Genomic DNA, 14,532 nt, shown 5'->3' with positions numbered 1-14,532 from the left:
CTCTCCGCGTCGGGCCCCCGCGCCCCGCCCCCCGGGGCGGCACCTGCCCCCGGGGGGGGGGGGGGGGCGGCGGCGGCGGGCCCCCCCGGCCCCCCCCCCCCCCCCCCCGCCGCAGTGAGAGGCGATCAGCAGCCGACGAGGCGGGCCGCCAGGTAGCCCTCGATCTGGTCGAGGGAGACGCGCTCCTGCTTCATCGAGTCGCGCTCGCGCACGGTCACCGCGTTGTCCTCGAGCGTGTCGAAGTCCACGGTCACGCAGAACGGCGTACCGATCTCGTCCTGGCGGCGGTAGCGGCGGCCGATGGCGCCGGCGTCGTCGAACTCGATGTTCCAGTTCTGCCGGAGCGCCTGGGCCAGGCCCTTGGCCTTCGGGGACAGCTCCGGGTTGCGGGACAGCGGCAGCACCGCGACCTTCACCGGGGCGAGGCGGTGGTCGAGCCGCAGCACGGTCCGCTTCTCCATCTTGCCCTTGGCGTTGGGCGCCTCGTCCTCGATGTAGGCGTCCAGGAGGAACGCCAGCATCGCGCGGCCCACACCGGCCGCGGGCTCGATGACGTAGGGGGTCCAGCGCTCGCCGGCCTCCTGGTCGAAGTACGTGAGGTCCTGGCCGGAGGCCTTGGAGTGGGCGCCGAGGTCGTAGTCGGTGCGGTTGGCGACGCCCTCGAGCTCGCCCCACTCACTGCCGCCGAACTGGAAGCGGTACTCGATGTCGGCGGTGCGCTTGGAGTAGTGGGAGAGCTTCTCCTGCGGGTGCTCGTACCACCGCATGTTCTCCTCGCGCAGGCCGAGACCGGTGTACCAGTTCCAGCGCTGCTCCATCCAGTACTCCTGCCACTTCTCGTCCTCGCCCGGCTTGACGAAGAACTCCATCTCCATCTGCTCGAACTCGCGGGTGCGGAAGATGAAGTTGCCGGGCGTGATCTCGTTGCGGAAGGACTTGCCCATCTGGGCGATGCCGAACGGCGGCTTGCGGCGCGAGGTGGTCTGCACCTGCGAGAAGTTGGTGAAGATGCCCTGCGCGGTCTCGGGACGCAGGTAGGCGACGGAGCCGGAGTCCTGCGTCGGGCCGAGGTGGGTGGACAGCAGGCCCGAGAACTGCTTGGGCTCGGTGAACTGGCCCTTGTTGCCGCAGTTGGGGCAGTTGACGTCGAGGAGGCCGTTCTCCGGGGCGCGGCCCTTCTTCTCCTCGTAGGCCTCCTCCAGGTGGTCCGCGCGGAACCGCTTGTGGCAGGAGGTGCACTCGGTCAGCGGGTCCGTGAAGGTGGCGACGTGACCGGAGGCGACCCAGACCTCGGGGGCCAGGATCACGGACGAGTCGATGCCCACGACGTCCTCGCGCGACGTCACCATGTAGCGCCACCACTGGCGCTTGAGGTTCTCCTTGAGCTCGACACCCAGGGGGCCGTAGTCCCAAGCGGCGCGCTGACCGCCGTAGATCTCACTACAGGGGAATACGAAGCCACGGCGCTTGCTCAGGCTGACGATGGTGTCGATCTTGTCGGCGGCCACGGTGCTCTCTTCATTACGACGACGGGCGACGAAGCGAGTTGCTTCCAGCGAATGATTCAGGTTACCGGCGGGGGCGCCCCCTCAATCAAATCGCTCCCCCCGCGGCGGCCTCAAGGCCCCGCTCGGACCGTTTGTTGACAACGGTTTCCATATTTGTTGAAAATGAGTGTCATGAACGTACGACGACGCCTCATACCCGCCGCCGTGGCCTCCGCTCTCGGCCTCGGCGCCCTGACCGCCTGCTCCAGCGACAGCGCGGCGACGGGCAACACGGACAAGTTCGACGTCGTCGCGTCGTTCTACCCCATGGCGTTCCTCGCCCAGCAGATCGGCGGCGACCACGCGAACGTCACCAGCCTGACCGAGCCCGGCCAGGAACCGCACGACCTGGAGATCAGCACCCAGCAGCGCGCGCAGCTGGAGGAGGCCGACGCGGCGCTCTATCTCAAGGGTCTCCAGCCCGCCGTCGACGAGGCCGTCGGCCAGACCGGCATCAAGACCAAGATCGACGCGGCCACGCTGACCCACCTCGAGGACCACGGCACCGGCGGCCACAGCCACGAGGGTGAGGAAGCCCACTCCGAGGAGCACTCCGGCGAGGAGGAGCACGGCAGCGACCCGCACGTCTGGCTCGACCCGGTGAAGTACGCCGAGATCGCCCGGGGTGTCGGCAAGGCCTTCGAGAAGGCCGACCCGGACCACGCGGCCGACTACGAGAAGAACACCGAGGCCCTGGTCACCAAGCTGAAGGCCCTGGACAGCGACTTCGAGAGCGGCCTGAAGAACACGAAGACGAAGGTGTTCTTCACCAACCACGCCGCCTTCGGCTACCTCGCCGAGCGCTACGGCCTCACCCAGGAGGCCATCTCCGGCGTCGACCCCGACAGCGAGCCCAGCGGCGCCCGCGTCCGCGAGCTCCAGCAGGAGGCCAAGGCCGACGGCGTCACCACCGTCTTCTACGAGACACTGGTGTCCGACAAGACCGCGAAGACCCTGGCCCGGGACGCGAACCTGAAGACCGACGTCCTCGACCCGCTCGAGGGCATCACCGGCAAGTCCCGCGGCGACGACTACTTCCAGGTCATGGAATCCAACCTCAAGGCCCTGCAGACGGCCCTGGGAGCCAAGTGATCGACCCATCGGAGGACGGCATGAGCGAGTCCGTCGTATCCCTGCGCGGCGTCCGCGCGGACCTGGGCTCGCGCCCCGTGCTGCGTGGCATCGACCTCACCGTGCACCGCGGCGAGGTCGTCGCCCTGCTCGGCGCGAACGGCTCGGGCAAGTCCACGGCCGTGCGCAGCATCATCGGCCAGGTGCAGACCGGCGCCGGTGCCATCGAGCTGTTCGGCACGGAGCGCAGGCGGTTCCGCGACTGGCACCGCGTGGGTTACGTCCCGCAGCGCACCACGGCCGCCGGCGGGGTGCCCGCCACGGTCACCGAGGTGGTCTCCTCCGGCCGTCTGTCGCGGGCCCGCTTCGGCGTGCTGCGCAAGGCCGACCGCGCGGCCGTACGGCGCGCCCTGGACCTCGTCGGCATGGCCGACCGGGCCAAGGACCCGGTCGACGCCCTCTCCGGCGGCCAGCACCAGCGCGTCCTGATCGCCCGTGCGCTCGCCTCCGAACCCGAGCTGCTGATCATGGACGAGCCGATGGCCGGGGTCGACCTGGCCAGCCAGGAGGTCCTCGCGCACACCCTCACCGAGCAGGTCTCCCAGGGCGCCACCGTGCTGCTCGTGCTGCACGAACTGGGCCCGCTGGAGCCCCTGATCGACCGGGCGGTCGTGCTGCGCGACGGCTGCGTCGTCCACGACGGCCCGCCCCCCAAGGCCGTCGGACAGCACGCCCTGCCCGGCCACGACCACGTACACCCGCACGCACCCGCGGGCGCCGAACCGATCCGCACGGGACTGCTGAGCTGATGGACTTCCTCGACTACGCCTTCATGCAGCGCGCCCTGCTCGCCGCCGTCCTGGTCGGCATCACCGCGCCCGCGGTCGGCATCTACCTGGTCCAGCGCCGCCAGGCCCTGATGGGCGACGGCATCGGCCACGTCGCGATGACCGGCGTCGGCCTCGGCTTCCTGCTGACCTGGTCCCCGGTGTGGATGGCGACCCTGGTCTCCGTCCTCGGCGCGGTCCTCATGGAGCTGATCCGCTGGTACGGCAAGACCCGCGGCGACATCGCCCTCGCGATGCTGTTCTACGGCGGCATGGCCGGCGGTGTGATGTTCATCAACCTCGCGCCGACGGGCTCCAACGCCAATCTGACGTCGTACCTGTTCGGCTCCCTGTCGACGGTGTCCCAATCGGACGTCACGGCGATCTGCGCCCTGGCCGCCTTCGTCGTCCTGGTCACCCTCGGCCTGCGACGGCAGCTGTTCGCAGTCAGCCAGGACGAGGAGTTCGCCCGGGTGACGGGCCTGCCGGTGCGCGTGCTGAACCTGCTGACGGCCGTCACCGCGGCCGTCACCGTGACGGTGGCGATGCGGGTGGTCGGACTGCTGCTGGTCAGTGCGCTGATGGTGGTGCCCGTCGCGGCCGCCCAGCAGATCGCCCGCAGCTTCGCCGCGACCTTCGTGATCGCCGTGGCCATCGGCGTGAGCGTGACGATCGGCGGCACCGTCACCTCGTACTACCAGGACGTACCGCCCGGGGCGACCATCGTGCTGCTGACCATCGGCGCGTTCATCGCCCTGACGGTCCTCGCGGCCCCGCTGGCCCGCCGCCGCGCCCGGGCCCGGGCGGCCGCGGACGGTGCGGCCGATCCCGCCGAGTGCGCGATCCCGGGCAGCCGGAAGGCGTCCGACGAAGTCGGCGTCTGACCGCCCCCACCCGGGGCTGGCACAATGGCCCGGGCAAGGCAGACGTGAGGAGGCAACGGTGACGACCGCTGGACCGTCCGTGAAGGGCCGCGCCACCAAGCAGCGGGCCGCTGTGGCGGCGGCCCTGCAAGAGGTCGACGAGTTCCGCAGCGCGCAGGAACTGCACGACATGCTGAAGCACAAGGGCGACTCGGTCGGGCTCACCACGGTCTACCGCACCCTGCAGTCCCTCGCCGACGCCGGTGAGGTCGACGTCCTGCGCACGGCCGACGGCGAGTCGGTGTACCGGCGTTGCTCCACCGACGACCATCATCACCACCTGGTGTGCCGCGGCTGCGGCAAGGCCGTCGAGGTCGAGGGGCCGGCGGTGGAGAAGTGGGCCGAGTCCATCGCGGCGGAGCACGGGTATGTGAACGTGGCTCATACGGTGGAGATCTTCGGGACCTGCGCCGACTGTGCCGGGGCCTCCGGCGGTTGAGCGGTTGATCGCCGTGGGGGTGCGGGTTCGTTGCCGGGTGCGGGTGCGTGGGGGTTGTTCGCGCAGTTCCCCGCGCCCCTGAGGTCGGAAGCCTCCTGGCCCCCTACGCGCCCCGGGCGCCGAGTCGGCGGCGGACCAGCAGGGACAGGGCGGTGGAGGCCAGGATCACGGTGCCGCCGACGCGCAGGACGAGGTCGTAGGCGTCTTCCGGGCCGGCCTCGGGCGTGAGTGAGGTGATGGCAGCCGCCACCGCCGCGAGGCCGATCGCTCCGAGTGTGACGAGGGCCGTGAGGACGACGCCCGAGGCCTCTCCGGCGCGGGCGGGTGAGACGACCTGCTGGGTGGCCACGCTGGCGAAGGTCCAGCCCAGACCCAGCCCGAGCGCGCACCAGGTGAAGACGGGCAGGTAGACCCACCAGGACCAGGCCCAGCTCAGCCCGATCATGCCGGTGCCGGCGACGGTCCCGGCCAGGGCCATGACGCTGGTGGCGCGCATCCGGCCGGACAGCCAGGCGCCGATCGGGCCCGAGCAGGCGACCATGACGGCCGGGGCGAGGAACACCGTGCCGGACAGGACCGCCGACAGGCCCCGAACCTGCTGCAACTGCAGGGTGGCGAGGAACACGGTGACGGCGTAGCCCATGTTGGCGACCGACCCCATCACGGTGACGAGATCGAAGCGGACGTTGCGGAAGAGCCGGAAGTCGACCAGCGGATGCCGGCAGGTCCGCTCCCGCAGCGCGAAGAGGGCGCCGGCCACCGCGGCGACCCCGAGCAGGGCGAGCGTGCGGGCGTGGTCCCAGCCCCAGGCGCTCCCCCGCTCCACGGCCAGGGTCAGGGCGGCCAGGCCGGTGACGACGGCCAGGCAGCCCGGCAGGTCGACCTGGCGCGGAGCGCTCTCGTCCCGCGAGTCGGGGACGTAGCGCAGGGCGATCAGCAGGGAGAGGGCGCTGAGCGGGGCCAGCAGCCAGAAGATCCACCGCCAGCCGGGCCCGTCGGTGAAGCCGCCGCCGACGAACGGCCCGAGGGCGGTGCCGACGTTGGCGATGCCGAACATCGCGCCGAGCGCCCGGGCCCGGGTCTCCTCCGGGAAGGCGTTGGTGATGACGGAGACCGACACGGGGAAGATCAGCGCCGCGCCCGCGCCCTGCACGATCCGGGCCACGACGAGCACGCCGATGCTCGGCGCGAGGGCGCAGCCGACGGAGGCGGCGGCGAACAGCCCGGTCCCGGCCAGCAGGACCGGGCGCCGGCCGAGGAGGTCGCCCAGCCGCCCGCCGACGATGAACAGGCAGCCGACGGCGAGCATGTACGCGGACAGCGTCCACTGCGCGGCGGAGACGGTCGTGTCCAGCTCGTCGGCGATCCCGGGGATGGCCAGGTTGAGCGCGAAGAAGTCCAGCTGGATGCAGAACAGGGCCAGCGAGGCCGCGATGAAGGCCCCGGCCTGGCGCGCGGTCCGGCGAGGGGCGCGGAGGGCGGTGGAACCCATGCGACCAGGACACCGCCCCGGCGGCCCGGCTGCCACCGGAGGGGCTTCCGGGGCTTCCGGGGCTCGCGGGGCTGTCAGGGCCGCAGGGGCCGTCACGGGCTGACGGGGCCGTCAGGGGCTCCCGGGGCCGCCAAGGCTGACGGGCCTCCCGGAACTCTCGGGGCCGACGAGGCTTCCGGGGCCACCGGGGCTTCCGGGCCACCGGGGCTTCCGGGCCTCCCGGGGCCACCGGGCCTCCCGGGCCTCCCGGGACCGTCAGGGCCGCAGGGGCCGCAGGGGCCGTCAGGGGCCGTCAGGGGCTGACGGGCCTCCGGAACTCTCGGGGCCACCGGGCCTCCCGGGCCTCCCGGGACCGTCAGGGCCGCAGGGGCCGCAGGGGCCGCCGGGGCCGTCAGGGGCCGTCAGGGGCCGCCGGGGCCGTCAGGGGCTGACGGGCCTCCGGAACTCTCGGGGCCGCCGGGGCTCCCGGGCCTCCCAGGGATCCCGGGCCTCCCAGGGATCCCGGGTCTCCCAGGGCTTCCGGGGCCGCCGGGGCCACCAGGGGTTCCAGGGGCTGACGGGCCTTGAGGGCCTACGCCTGCTTGCCCTCCATGGCCAGCAGTTCCTCATTGGGGACGGCCCCGCCGAAGCGGCGGTCCCGCGAGGCGAACTCCAGGCAGGCCCGCCACAGGTCGCGCCGGTCGAAGTCCGGCCACAGCACGTCCTGGAAGACCATCTCGGCGTAGGCGCTCTGCCAGATCAGGTAGTTGGAGGTGCGCTGCTCGCCACTGGGCCGCAGGAACAGGTCCACGTCCGGCATGTCCGGGTAGTACATGTATTTCGCGAAGGTCTTCTCGTTGACCTTGGACGGGTCGAGCTTGCCGCTCTTCACGTCCTCCGCCAGCGCCTGGGCCGCGTCGGCGATCTCGGCCCGCCCGCCGTAGTTCATGCAGAAGTAGAGCGTGAGCTTGTCGTTGCCCTTGGTCTGCTCCTGGGCGACCTGGAGCTCCTTGGCCACGGACCGCCACAGCTTCGGCATCCGCCCCACCCAGCGCACCCGGATGCCCAGCTCGTCGAGCTGGTCCCGGGTCTTGCGGATGAAATCCCGGTTGAAGTTCATCAGGAAGCGCACCTCGTCGGGCGAGCGCTTCCAGTTCTCGGTGGAGAAGGCGTACAGGGAGATGGCGCCCACGCCCATCTCGATGGCCCCCTGGAGCACGTCCAGCACGCGCTCGGCGCCGACCTTGTGCCCCTCGGTGCGCGGCAGGCCCCGGTCCTTGGCCCAGCGGCCGTTGCCGTCCATGACGATCGCCACATGCTGCGGTACGAACTCCCCGGGGATCTTCGGGGGCCGCGCGCCGGACGGGTGCGGCTCCGGCGTCCTGTACTCCCGGCGCTGGCGCCCCAGGATCCCGCGTACGGCCATGTGTTTCTCGTCTCCTCGTGCTCGCTTGCTTCCGTGCTGCTCTGTTGTGCGCTGCTCGCGCTACTTCTCGACGTAGCGCAGGGAGCGCAGCCCGCGCTCCATGTGCCAGTGCAGATACGCGGACACCAGCCCACTGCCCTCGCGGACGTAGCGCGCCTCGCACGCGTCCGCGGTCTCCCAGTCTCCCGTAAGCAGGGCGCCGAGGAGTTCCAGGGCCTGCGGCGAGGGTACGACGCTGCCGGGGACGCGGCAGTCCACGCAGACGGAACCGCCCGAGGCGACCGAGAAGAACCGGTTGGGCCCGGGCATCCCGCACCTCGCGCAGTCGGTGAAGCTCGGGGCGTACCCGTTGACGGCGAGGGAGCGGAGCAGGAACGCGTCGAGCACGAGGTGGGGTGCGTGTTCCCCCCGGGCGAGGGTCCGCAGTCCGCCGACCAGCAGCAGGTACTGCTGCACGGCCGGCTCCCCCTCGTGGTCGGTGAAGCGCTCGGCGGTCTCCAGCATGACGGTCCCGGCCGTGTACCGGGCGTAATCGCTGACGATGCCGCCGCCGTAGGGCGCGATGGTCTCGCTCTGGGTGCACAGCGGGAGTCCGCGGCCGACCAGCTCGCTCCCCTTGGCGAAGAACTGCACATCGACGTGGGAGAACGGTTCGAGACGCGCACCGAACTTCGACTTCGTCCGGCGCACGCCCCGGGCCACCGCGCGTACCCGTCCGTGACCGCGCGTGAGCAGCGTGATGATCCGGTCCGCCTCACCCAGCTTCTGGGTGCGCAGCACGATGCCGTCGTCGCGGAACAGACTCATGGAGCCATTCTGGCAGGGTCGTCACGTCAAGGGACCTCGCCCCTGCTGCGGGCGTTGGCGTACGCGGTCGCCGCGCTCAGCCGCTCGGCCGGGGTGGCCTGCCGGACGGCTCCGGGGGCGGCGTCCCACTCCCTGCCGCCCCCGTACGGTCTCAGCTGCACATAGGGCCCCTCATGCCCCATGACGATGCCGATGCGGTCGCTGCGGGTGTCCACGACGTACGCGCCGACCGGCGGCTTCACCGCGACACCGCCGCGAGCCGACGGGTGCCCGGCAGGGCGCTACGACAGGTGCCCCGCACGGCGGACCGGCCCGGTGCGACGAGCGGACAGGGCGCTTTTCGCGCGAGACTCACCGGGTCAAGTTCCAGTGTGGGCAGGGTAATTCCGGCCCTGGCGAGTTCTGCCCGCAATTCCTTCACCGCGTCCTCCGTTTCTTCGGCGCAGGCGCGCCGAGTTCCGTACCTCCACCGTGCTCCCCCTTCCTGCGTGTTTTCACTCTTCGCATCCTGGTGATGACGCTCGGCGACTGCGCACGGGAGGGGTGTACGACCTGCAACTGCGCTGCGACGCGCAGGGGTTCGGCACGGGGCACTGCAGAACGGGTGTCTTTTTCGAAACAATCCGGCCGTGAGAGCAACGGAACGGCACCCGGATCCGGAGCGTTTGGGCCACTACGACGAACACCGGGTCAGGCAGCGCCTGCGGGACGGCTTCTCTCCCCGGTACACGCCGATGGGCAGCCCGGCCCGCCGCCTCTGCGCACGCTGTGGCCGGCCCCTCATGAGCCGCAAGGCCCCCTCATGAGCCGCATCGGGCACCCAGTGCCCCCCGGGGCGGACCTAGGGTAAACCCCCTGAAATATAAGGCAGTTGCCCGGATGTGGTCGCCCGTCCGGGTCGGTCAGGCTGCTGGGCATGAAGCGGATCACGAGATACGCGGCGCTCGTCGCCGCCGCCGGTGCGATGTTCGCGTTGGCCGGGCCGGGCGGAGCCTCCGCCACCGCGTCCGACCCCCTCGACTGGGGCAAGTGCAGTGGCCCCGCCCTCGACCCCAGACAGCAGTGCGCAACGGTCGACGTCCCCATGGACTACTCCGACCCGGACAGCCCGAAGATCCAGATCGCCGTCTCGCGGATCCCCAGTGAGAAGCCGTCCGCGCGGCGGGGCACCCTGCTGCTCATCCCGGGCGGTCCCGGTGGGGACAGTCTCGGCGACCCCTCCGGGAAGGGGCAGAAGCTGCCGCGGAAGGTGCGGGAGATGTACGACCTCGTCGGGTTCGCGCCGCGCGGCATGGCGCCTTCCACCGCCGTCGACTGCGCACTCGACCCCGCCGACATCAGCATGACAAAGCGTCTGCCCTGGCCCGCCCCGGACGGTTCCGTCGCCGAGAACATGGCCACCGCGCGACGCACGGCCGAGGCCTGCGTCCGTGACGGCGGCGAACTGATCCGGCACATCAGCACCGCCAACGAGGCCCGTGACCTGGACCGCGTCCGGGCCGCCCTGGGCGAGGAGAAGATCTCCGCGTGGGGCGTCTCGTACGGCACCTACGTCGGCGCCGTCTACAGCCAGTTGTTCCCGCACCGCACCGACCGCATCGTGCTGGACAGCAACGACGATCCCGACCACACCCGTGTGACCCGCGGCTGGCTCGCCGCCTTCGAGGTCGGTGTCGAGGACAACTTCCCCGAGTTCGCCAAGTGGGCCGCCCGGCCCGGAAATCCGCACCGGGTCGCCCGTACGCCCGCCGAGGTGCGGTCCGGCTTCCTGCGGCTCGCCGCCCGGCTGGATCGCGAACCGCTCCCCTGGCCCGGCGCCGACCCGTCACGCCTGGACGGCAACGCGCTCCGCCAGATCATGCTGTCCAGTCTCTACGACCCCGACGACTACCCGACACTGGCCAAGGCCATCCGGGCCGCCCGCGAGGGGGATGTGCCGCCCGTGCCCGAGGCCCCGCCCGAGTCGGTCCTCCAGAACATCGCCGCCGTCGGCGTCGGCACCATCTGCAACGACGTCGACTGGCCCGACTCGGCCGCCGCCTACCAGAAGGACGTCCACGAGAGCCGGGCCGCGTACCCGCTGACCGCGGGCATGCCGCGCGGGCCGATGGTGTGCGCCGCCTGGCCGTTCGCTCCGCGGGAGCCGGCCGTGCGGATCACCGGCCGCGGCCCCTCCAACATCCTGCTCGTGCAGAACGAGCGGGACGTCGCCACTCCGCTCGCCGGGGCCCGCAAGCTGCGCCGGGCCCTCGGCGACCGGGCCGTCATGGTCACCGTGAACTCCACCGGCCACGACGCCTATCTGGACAACGGCAACGCCTGCGGCGACCGGACCGTCTCCCGGTTCCTGGCCACCGGCACACGGCCCGCCGCCGACCTCTACTGCGACTGAGCGGTGCGGTGGCCCGCCGCCCCGTATCGGCGGGCCACCGCGTGGAACGCCTCCTTCGGCTCCCAGTGCCAGCCGGAGGCGGGGTCGTCCGGGCGGTCCTTGATCACTTTGGTGAGGGCGTACGCCGCCATGTCGAGGTCGTGTCGGGGCGCGTCCGGGCGGTGCGGTGCGTCGGCGGTGATGAATTCGAAGGCCATCGCCGCGTACAGGCCCAGTGACGCGAAGACGTCCAGCAACCCGCCCACGTAGTCGGCCTGGACGCGTTCGCTGCGGACCAGGTCGCCCTTGATCTCCGGCGGTTCCTTGTCGTGGTCGACGACGTCCCAGCCCATGCCGCCGGTCTCGGGCGCACCGACGTAGGCGCACGTCCCGAACTCGGTGATGGCGAGCGGCTTGCCCCACCTCAGGTACCGCTTCAGTTCACGGACGTGGTCGGAGGGCTTGTCGAAGTGCGCGTAGTAGTTGATGCCGACGATGTCGAAGAGGTTCCAGTCCGGGTCGTCGATGCTCTGGGCCGCGGCGTAGCTCAGGTTGCCCTTGAAGACGGAGCGGCCGGTCTTCGCGGCCTTCGCCGTGAACTGGGTGAGGCGGCGCAGCGTCCCCGGCCAGTCGACCGTGCCGCTCTGGAGGTGCCTGATGCGTTCCAGCACCGTCTCGCCCGGCAGGATGCCAGGGACGAACAGCCAGAACTCGCAGCCGACGCTGAAGTCGACGCTCGCGCCCTGTCTCCGCAGCCGTTCCGCGAACCGGCCGGTCTCGGCCATGTGCTCCAGGATGTCGCGCTGCGGAGCGTCCCCGAGGGTCGGTTGCAGCCAGACGTGGAGCCCGCGCTCGGCGGCCTCGGCGGCGGTCGCCGTGAGGCGTTCGACGCCGTCGCCCGTGACGTCGACGGTGTCGGCGCGCAACTCGTCCCGGATGGCCCGGATGTCGTGGCGCATCCGCCGGGCGCTCCACGCGGTTCCCGGCGTCTCCCCCGCCCCGACCGTGTAGACGACACCCCGCCGCCGCAGCCCGCGGCCATGCGAGGCGCCCACGGCCCGGGCCTGTCCCGCCACCCCGGTGATCCCCACCGCAGCGGCCCCCGCCAGGAACTGCGCCCGGCTGATTCCCTGCGTCCGCTCGGTCCCCTTGGTTTCATCCATGCCGCCCACTGTGCCGAGGGGGCGGCGGGCACGCCGTCGGCCGTCGGTCTACGGCATCGCGACCAAGGTATGAGGTGCCGTGCCGAAGGAGAGGCTCCTCCCTGGCCGAACTGGCGCCCGTACCGGCGAGACGGGATTCACCCCTCGCCGAACCGGCGCACGTACCGCCGCTGCCACGGCGTCTCCACCGCATGCCGGTCGTAGTGCCGCCGCACGTAAGCCACCGCCTCCTCCCCCGGCACCCCCTCCAGCACCGCCAGGCAGGCCAGTGCCGTGCCCGTGCGGCCCCGGCCGCCTCCGCAGGCGAGTTCCACCCGCTCCCCGGCGCTGCGTTCCCACGCGTCGGCCAGCACCGCTCGGGCGGCCGCCCGGTCCGCCGGGAGGCGGAAGTCGGGCCAGCGGATCCAGGCGGATTCCCAGGGGACCTCGGGCGGTTGCCGGCCCAGCAGGTAGACACCGTAGGAGGGCGGGGGCGCCCCGGGGTCCGGGGGGTGGCGCAGGCCCCGGCCCCGTACCAGCCGGCCGGACGGCAGCCTCAGGACGCCGGCGTCACTTTCGTTCCACAGTTCGCTCACGCCCTTCATCCTGGTCCGCTCCCGTCCGCCCGGTGACGGATTCGGCCCGGAAGCGGACGTCCGGCGTTCCGCCCCGGCCCCACATCCGGTGCCGCACCAGGGCTGATGCACCGTCAACCCCCCTGGTGGCGCAGTGCCATTGGTCCCACCTCTGGCGGCTACGCCATTCGTGTGCGAGACCTTGACCACCCCTACGGCCCCTCCTATGGTCACGCTGACCAACCGGACGTAGGACGTCGTATCTCCGCTGCCAGTCCCCTCCCCCCAGACCTCGCTGGAGGACCCGTGCGCGACGTGACCCCCGACGTGCCGGCGCCGCACCGCCGGGCGTTCCTGAAGTACACGGGCGCGCTGGGCGCGGCCGCCGCCGTCTCCGCGTCGCTGTCGGCCTGCTCGTCGGGGCCGGAGTCCACCAACGAGACCGGCAGCGGCGGCCGGGACCGGACCCTCACCGCCGTGATCGGCTACGGCAACGACGGCAGCTGGGATCCCACGCAGACGGCGTCGGCGTTCAGCATGGCCGCCAACCACCACATCTACGAGGGGCTGCTGGACACGGACCCGATCTCGCGCCAGCCGTACGCCGCGCTGGCGACCGAGGTGCCGAAGGACCCGGACGGCACCACGTGGAGATTCACACTGCGGGCGGGTGCGACGTTCCACGACGGCAAGCCCGTCACCGCCGACGATGTCGTCTTCGTCTTCGAGCGGATCCTCGACCCGGACACCCAGACCCTCGCCAAGGGCTTCTTCGCGAGCTGGCTGAAGGAGGTCCGGAAGGTCGACGCGCGGAACGTCGAGCTGGTGTTGAGATTCCCCTTCCCCGACGGGCTTTCGCGGCTGACGCTCGCCAAGATCATGCCCAGGCACGTGTTCTCCCGGCCGGGCGCCTGGGACGACGCCATCAGGGGCAAGGCGATCGGCTCGGGACCGTACCGGCAGACCGCGCACCATCCGAAGTCCAACACGACCTTCGAGGCGTTCGACGGCTACAACGGGCCCCGCAGGCCCGCCTTCCGGAAGATGAACTGGCTGACGATCGTGGACGCCGCCCCCCGCGTCGCGAAGATCTCGGGGTCGAGCGCGGGCGCGCAGATCGCCGACAACATCCCGTACGCCAACATCGGGCAGTTGGAGAGCGGGGGCATGACGGTCGCCGGCGGGGCCGGGATGAACAACCTGTTCCTGATGTTCAACACCGCCCACAAGCCGTTCGACGACGTGCGGGTGCGCCAGGCGCTGCACTACGCCATCGACAGCGAGAAGATGGTGGAGGTCGCGCTCAAGGGCCACGGCAGACCCTCCAGTTCGTTCCTCGACGAGGCCAACCCGTCCTACCGCCGGGCGAAGACGGTCTACGACCACGACCCCGGCAAGGCGAAGGCCCTGCTGGAGGAGGCCGGGGTCAAGGGGCTGAGCATCGACATCCTGGCCGTCAACGTCAGCTGGATCGTCGACTGCCTGCCCACCATCAAGGCGTCCTGGGACGCGATCGGGGTGAAGACGACCCTGTCCCCGCAGGAGACCACCGCCGTGTTCACGAAGCTGGACCAGAAGCAGGACTACCAGGTCGTCGCCGCCGCCTCGAACCCCAACCAGTTCGGCCTCGACGCCGACCTGATCATGCACTACAACTACGGCCCCGAGAACCTCTGGATGCAGTACACCCGCTGGGCCGCCGACCCCGTCGCCAGGCAGCTCTTCAGGGACATGGACCGGGCCACCCGGGAGCCCGACCCGGCGAGGAAGAAGGCGATCGTCCAGGACTGCATCGACGTCGTCGCCGAACAGGCCGTGCTGTACCCGGTCGTCCACAACGAGCTGATGACGGCCTGGGACCCGGCGCGGCTCAGCGGGATAAGGGCCCAGCCGTACCCGGGCATCAACCTGCTCCAGGCCAGGTGGGCCTAGC

General features: G+C 71.4%; 14 protein-coding genes. 6 read left to right on the top strand and 8 right to left on the bottom strand.

Annotated elements, in window-relative coordinates:
- Positions 1–125 precede the first annotated feature (125 nt).
- On the bottom strand, positions 126–1,508 hold the full coding sequence (locus AB0937_RS03860; RefSeq protein WP_234848362.1) for a glycine--tRNA ligase: 1,383 nt from the start codon (positions 1,506–1,508) through the stop codon (positions 126–128).
- Between the two features lie 171 nt (positions 1,509–1,679).
- Between AB0937_RS03860 and AB0937_RS03855 the strand changes: the two genes are divergently transcribed.
- From AB0937_RS03855 to AB0937_RS03840, 4 genes are read left to right on the top strand one after another with little or no spacing between them, the layout of a single operon-like run.
- Complete coding sequence (locus AB0937_RS03855; RefSeq protein ID WP_366709318.1) at positions 1,680–2,639, top strand: metal ABC transporter substrate-binding protein; 960 nt, start codon at positions 1,680–1,682, stop codon at positions 2,637–2,639.
- A gap of 20 nt (positions 2,640–2,659) precedes the next feature.
- A complete protein-coding gene (locus AB0937_RS03850) occupies positions 2,660–3,427 on the top strand; it encodes a metal ABC transporter ATP-binding protein (RefSeq protein WP_366709317.1) in 768 nt (255 codons plus the stop codon).
- On the top strand, positions 3,427–4,329 hold the full coding sequence (locus tag AB0937_RS03845) for a metal ABC transporter permease (RefSeq protein WP_366709316.1): 903 nt from the start codon (positions 3,427–3,429) through the stop codon (positions 4,327–4,329). Before AB0937_RS03850 ends, AB0937_RS03845 begins: the two co-directional genes overlap by 1 nt.
- 58 nt (positions 4,330–4,387) lie before the next feature.
- The gene (locus tag AB0937_RS03840) at positions 4,388–4,807 is read left to right on the top strand and encodes a Fur family transcriptional regulator (RefSeq protein ID WP_030836532.1); all 420 of its coding nucleotides are present in this window, start codon (positions 4,388–4,390) and stop codon (positions 4,805–4,807) included.
- Positions 4,808–4,910: 103 nt separating this feature from the next.
- On the opposite strand, the gene AB0937_RS03835 is transcribed toward AB0937_RS03840, so the two are convergent.
- From AB0937_RS03835 to AB0937_RS03815, 5 genes are all read right to left on the bottom strand, one after another.
- Positions 4,911–6,299: an MFS transporter gene (locus AB0937_RS03835; protein ID WP_366709315.1), complete on the bottom strand. Its 1,389-nt coding sequence runs from the start codon at positions 6,297–6,299 to the stop codon at positions 4,911–4,913.
- Between the two features lie 571 nt (positions 6,300–6,870).
- Positions 6,871–7,704, bottom strand: coding sequence for an isoprenyl transferase (locus AB0937_RS03830; RefSeq protein ID WP_366709314.1), 834 nt, complete (start codon positions 7,702–7,704; stop codon positions 6,871–6,873).
- 60 nt (positions 7,705–7,764) lie between these two features.
- The gene (gene recO / locus AB0937_RS03825; RefSeq protein ID WP_366709313.1) at positions 7,765–8,511 is read right to left on the bottom strand and encodes a DNA repair protein RecO; all 747 of its coding nucleotides are present in this window, start codon (positions 8,509–8,511) and stop codon (positions 7,765–7,767) included.
- A 26-nt stretch (positions 8,512–8,537) separates the two neighbouring features.
- Complete coding sequence (locus AB0937_RS03820) at positions 8,538–8,753, bottom strand: hypothetical protein (RefSeq protein ID WP_366709312.1); 216 nt, start codon at positions 8,751–8,753, stop codon at positions 8,538–8,540.
- Positions 8,750–8,932 (bottom strand): hypothetical protein, encoded by a 183-nt coding sequence (locus AB0937_RS03815; protein ID WP_366709311.1) that lies wholly within the window; start codon positions 8,930–8,932, stop codon positions 8,750–8,752. The genes AB0937_RS03820 and AB0937_RS03815 overlap by 4 nt, the downstream gene beginning before the upstream one ends.
- Before the next feature lie 495 nt (positions 8,933–9,427).
- Between AB0937_RS03815 and AB0937_RS03810 the strand changes: the two genes are divergently transcribed.
- Positions 9,428–10,903, top strand: coding sequence for an alpha/beta hydrolase (locus tag AB0937_RS03810; RefSeq protein ID WP_366709310.1), 1,476 nt, complete (start codon positions 9,428–9,430; stop codon positions 10,901–10,903).
- On the opposite strand, the gene AB0937_RS03805 is transcribed toward AB0937_RS03810, so the two are convergent.
- Positions 10,891–12,045 (bottom strand): abortive phage infection protein, encoded by a 1,155-nt coding sequence (locus AB0937_RS03805; protein ID WP_366709309.1) that lies wholly within the window; start codon positions 12,043–12,045, stop codon positions 10,891–10,893. The genes AB0937_RS03810 and AB0937_RS03805 overlap by 13 nt on opposite strands.
- A gap of 137 nt (positions 12,046–12,182) precedes the next feature.
- Positions 12,183–12,629, bottom strand: coding sequence for a protein phosphatase (locus AB0937_RS03800; RefSeq protein WP_366709308.1), 447 nt, complete (start codon positions 12,627–12,629; stop codon positions 12,183–12,185).
- Between the two features lie 276 nt (positions 12,630–12,905).
- Between AB0937_RS03800 and AB0937_RS03795 the strand changes: the two genes are divergently transcribed.
- A complete protein-coding gene (locus AB0937_RS03795; RefSeq protein ID WP_366709307.1) occupies positions 12,906–14,531 on the top strand; it encodes an ABC transporter substrate-binding protein in 1,626 nt (541 codons plus the stop codon).
- Position 14,532 lies beyond the last annotated feature (1 nt).

Source organism: Streptomyces sp. NPDC047880, assembly GCF_040706515.1.
GTDB lineage: Bacteria > Actinomycetota > Actinomycetes > Streptomycetales > Streptomycetaceae > Streptomyces.
This window is presented reverse-complemented; position numbering and strand designations above follow the sequence as displayed.

Coding starts and splice junctions, on each gene's coding strand:
- AB0937_RS03855 (WP_366709318.1), top strand. CDS start 1,680: ATGAACGTACGACGACGCCTCATACCCGCCGCCGTGGCCTCCGCTCTC.
- AB0937_RS03850 (WP_366709317.1), top strand. CDS start 2,660: ATGAGCGAGTCCGTCGTATCCCTGCGCGGCGTCCGCGCGGACCTGGGC.
- AB0937_RS03845 (WP_366709316.1), top strand. CDS start 3,427: ATGGACTTCCTCGACTACGCCTTCATGCAGCGCGCCCTGCTCGCCGCC.
- AB0937_RS03835 (WP_366709315.1), bottom strand. CDS start 6,299: ATGGGTTCCACCGCCCTCCGCGCCCCTCGCCGGACCGCGCGCCAGGCC.
- AB0937_RS03830 (WP_366709314.1), bottom strand. CDS start 7,704: ATGGCCGTACGCGGGATCCTGGGGCGCCAGCGCCGGGAGTACAGGACG.
- recO (WP_366709313.1), bottom strand. CDS start 8,511: ATGAGTCTGTTCCGCGACGACGGCATCGTGCTGCGCACCCAGAAGCTG.
- AB0937_RS03810 (WP_366709310.1), top strand. CDS start 9,428: ATGAAGCGGATCACGAGATACGCGGCGCTCGTCGCCGCCGCCGGTGCG.
- AB0937_RS03805 (WP_366709309.1), bottom strand. CDS start 12,045: ATGGATGAAACCAAGGGGACCGAGCGGACGCAGGGAATCAGCCGGGCG.
- AB0937_RS03800 (WP_366709308.1), bottom strand. CDS start 12,629: ATGAAGGGCGTGAGCGAACTGTGGAACGAAAGTGACGCCGGCGTCCTG.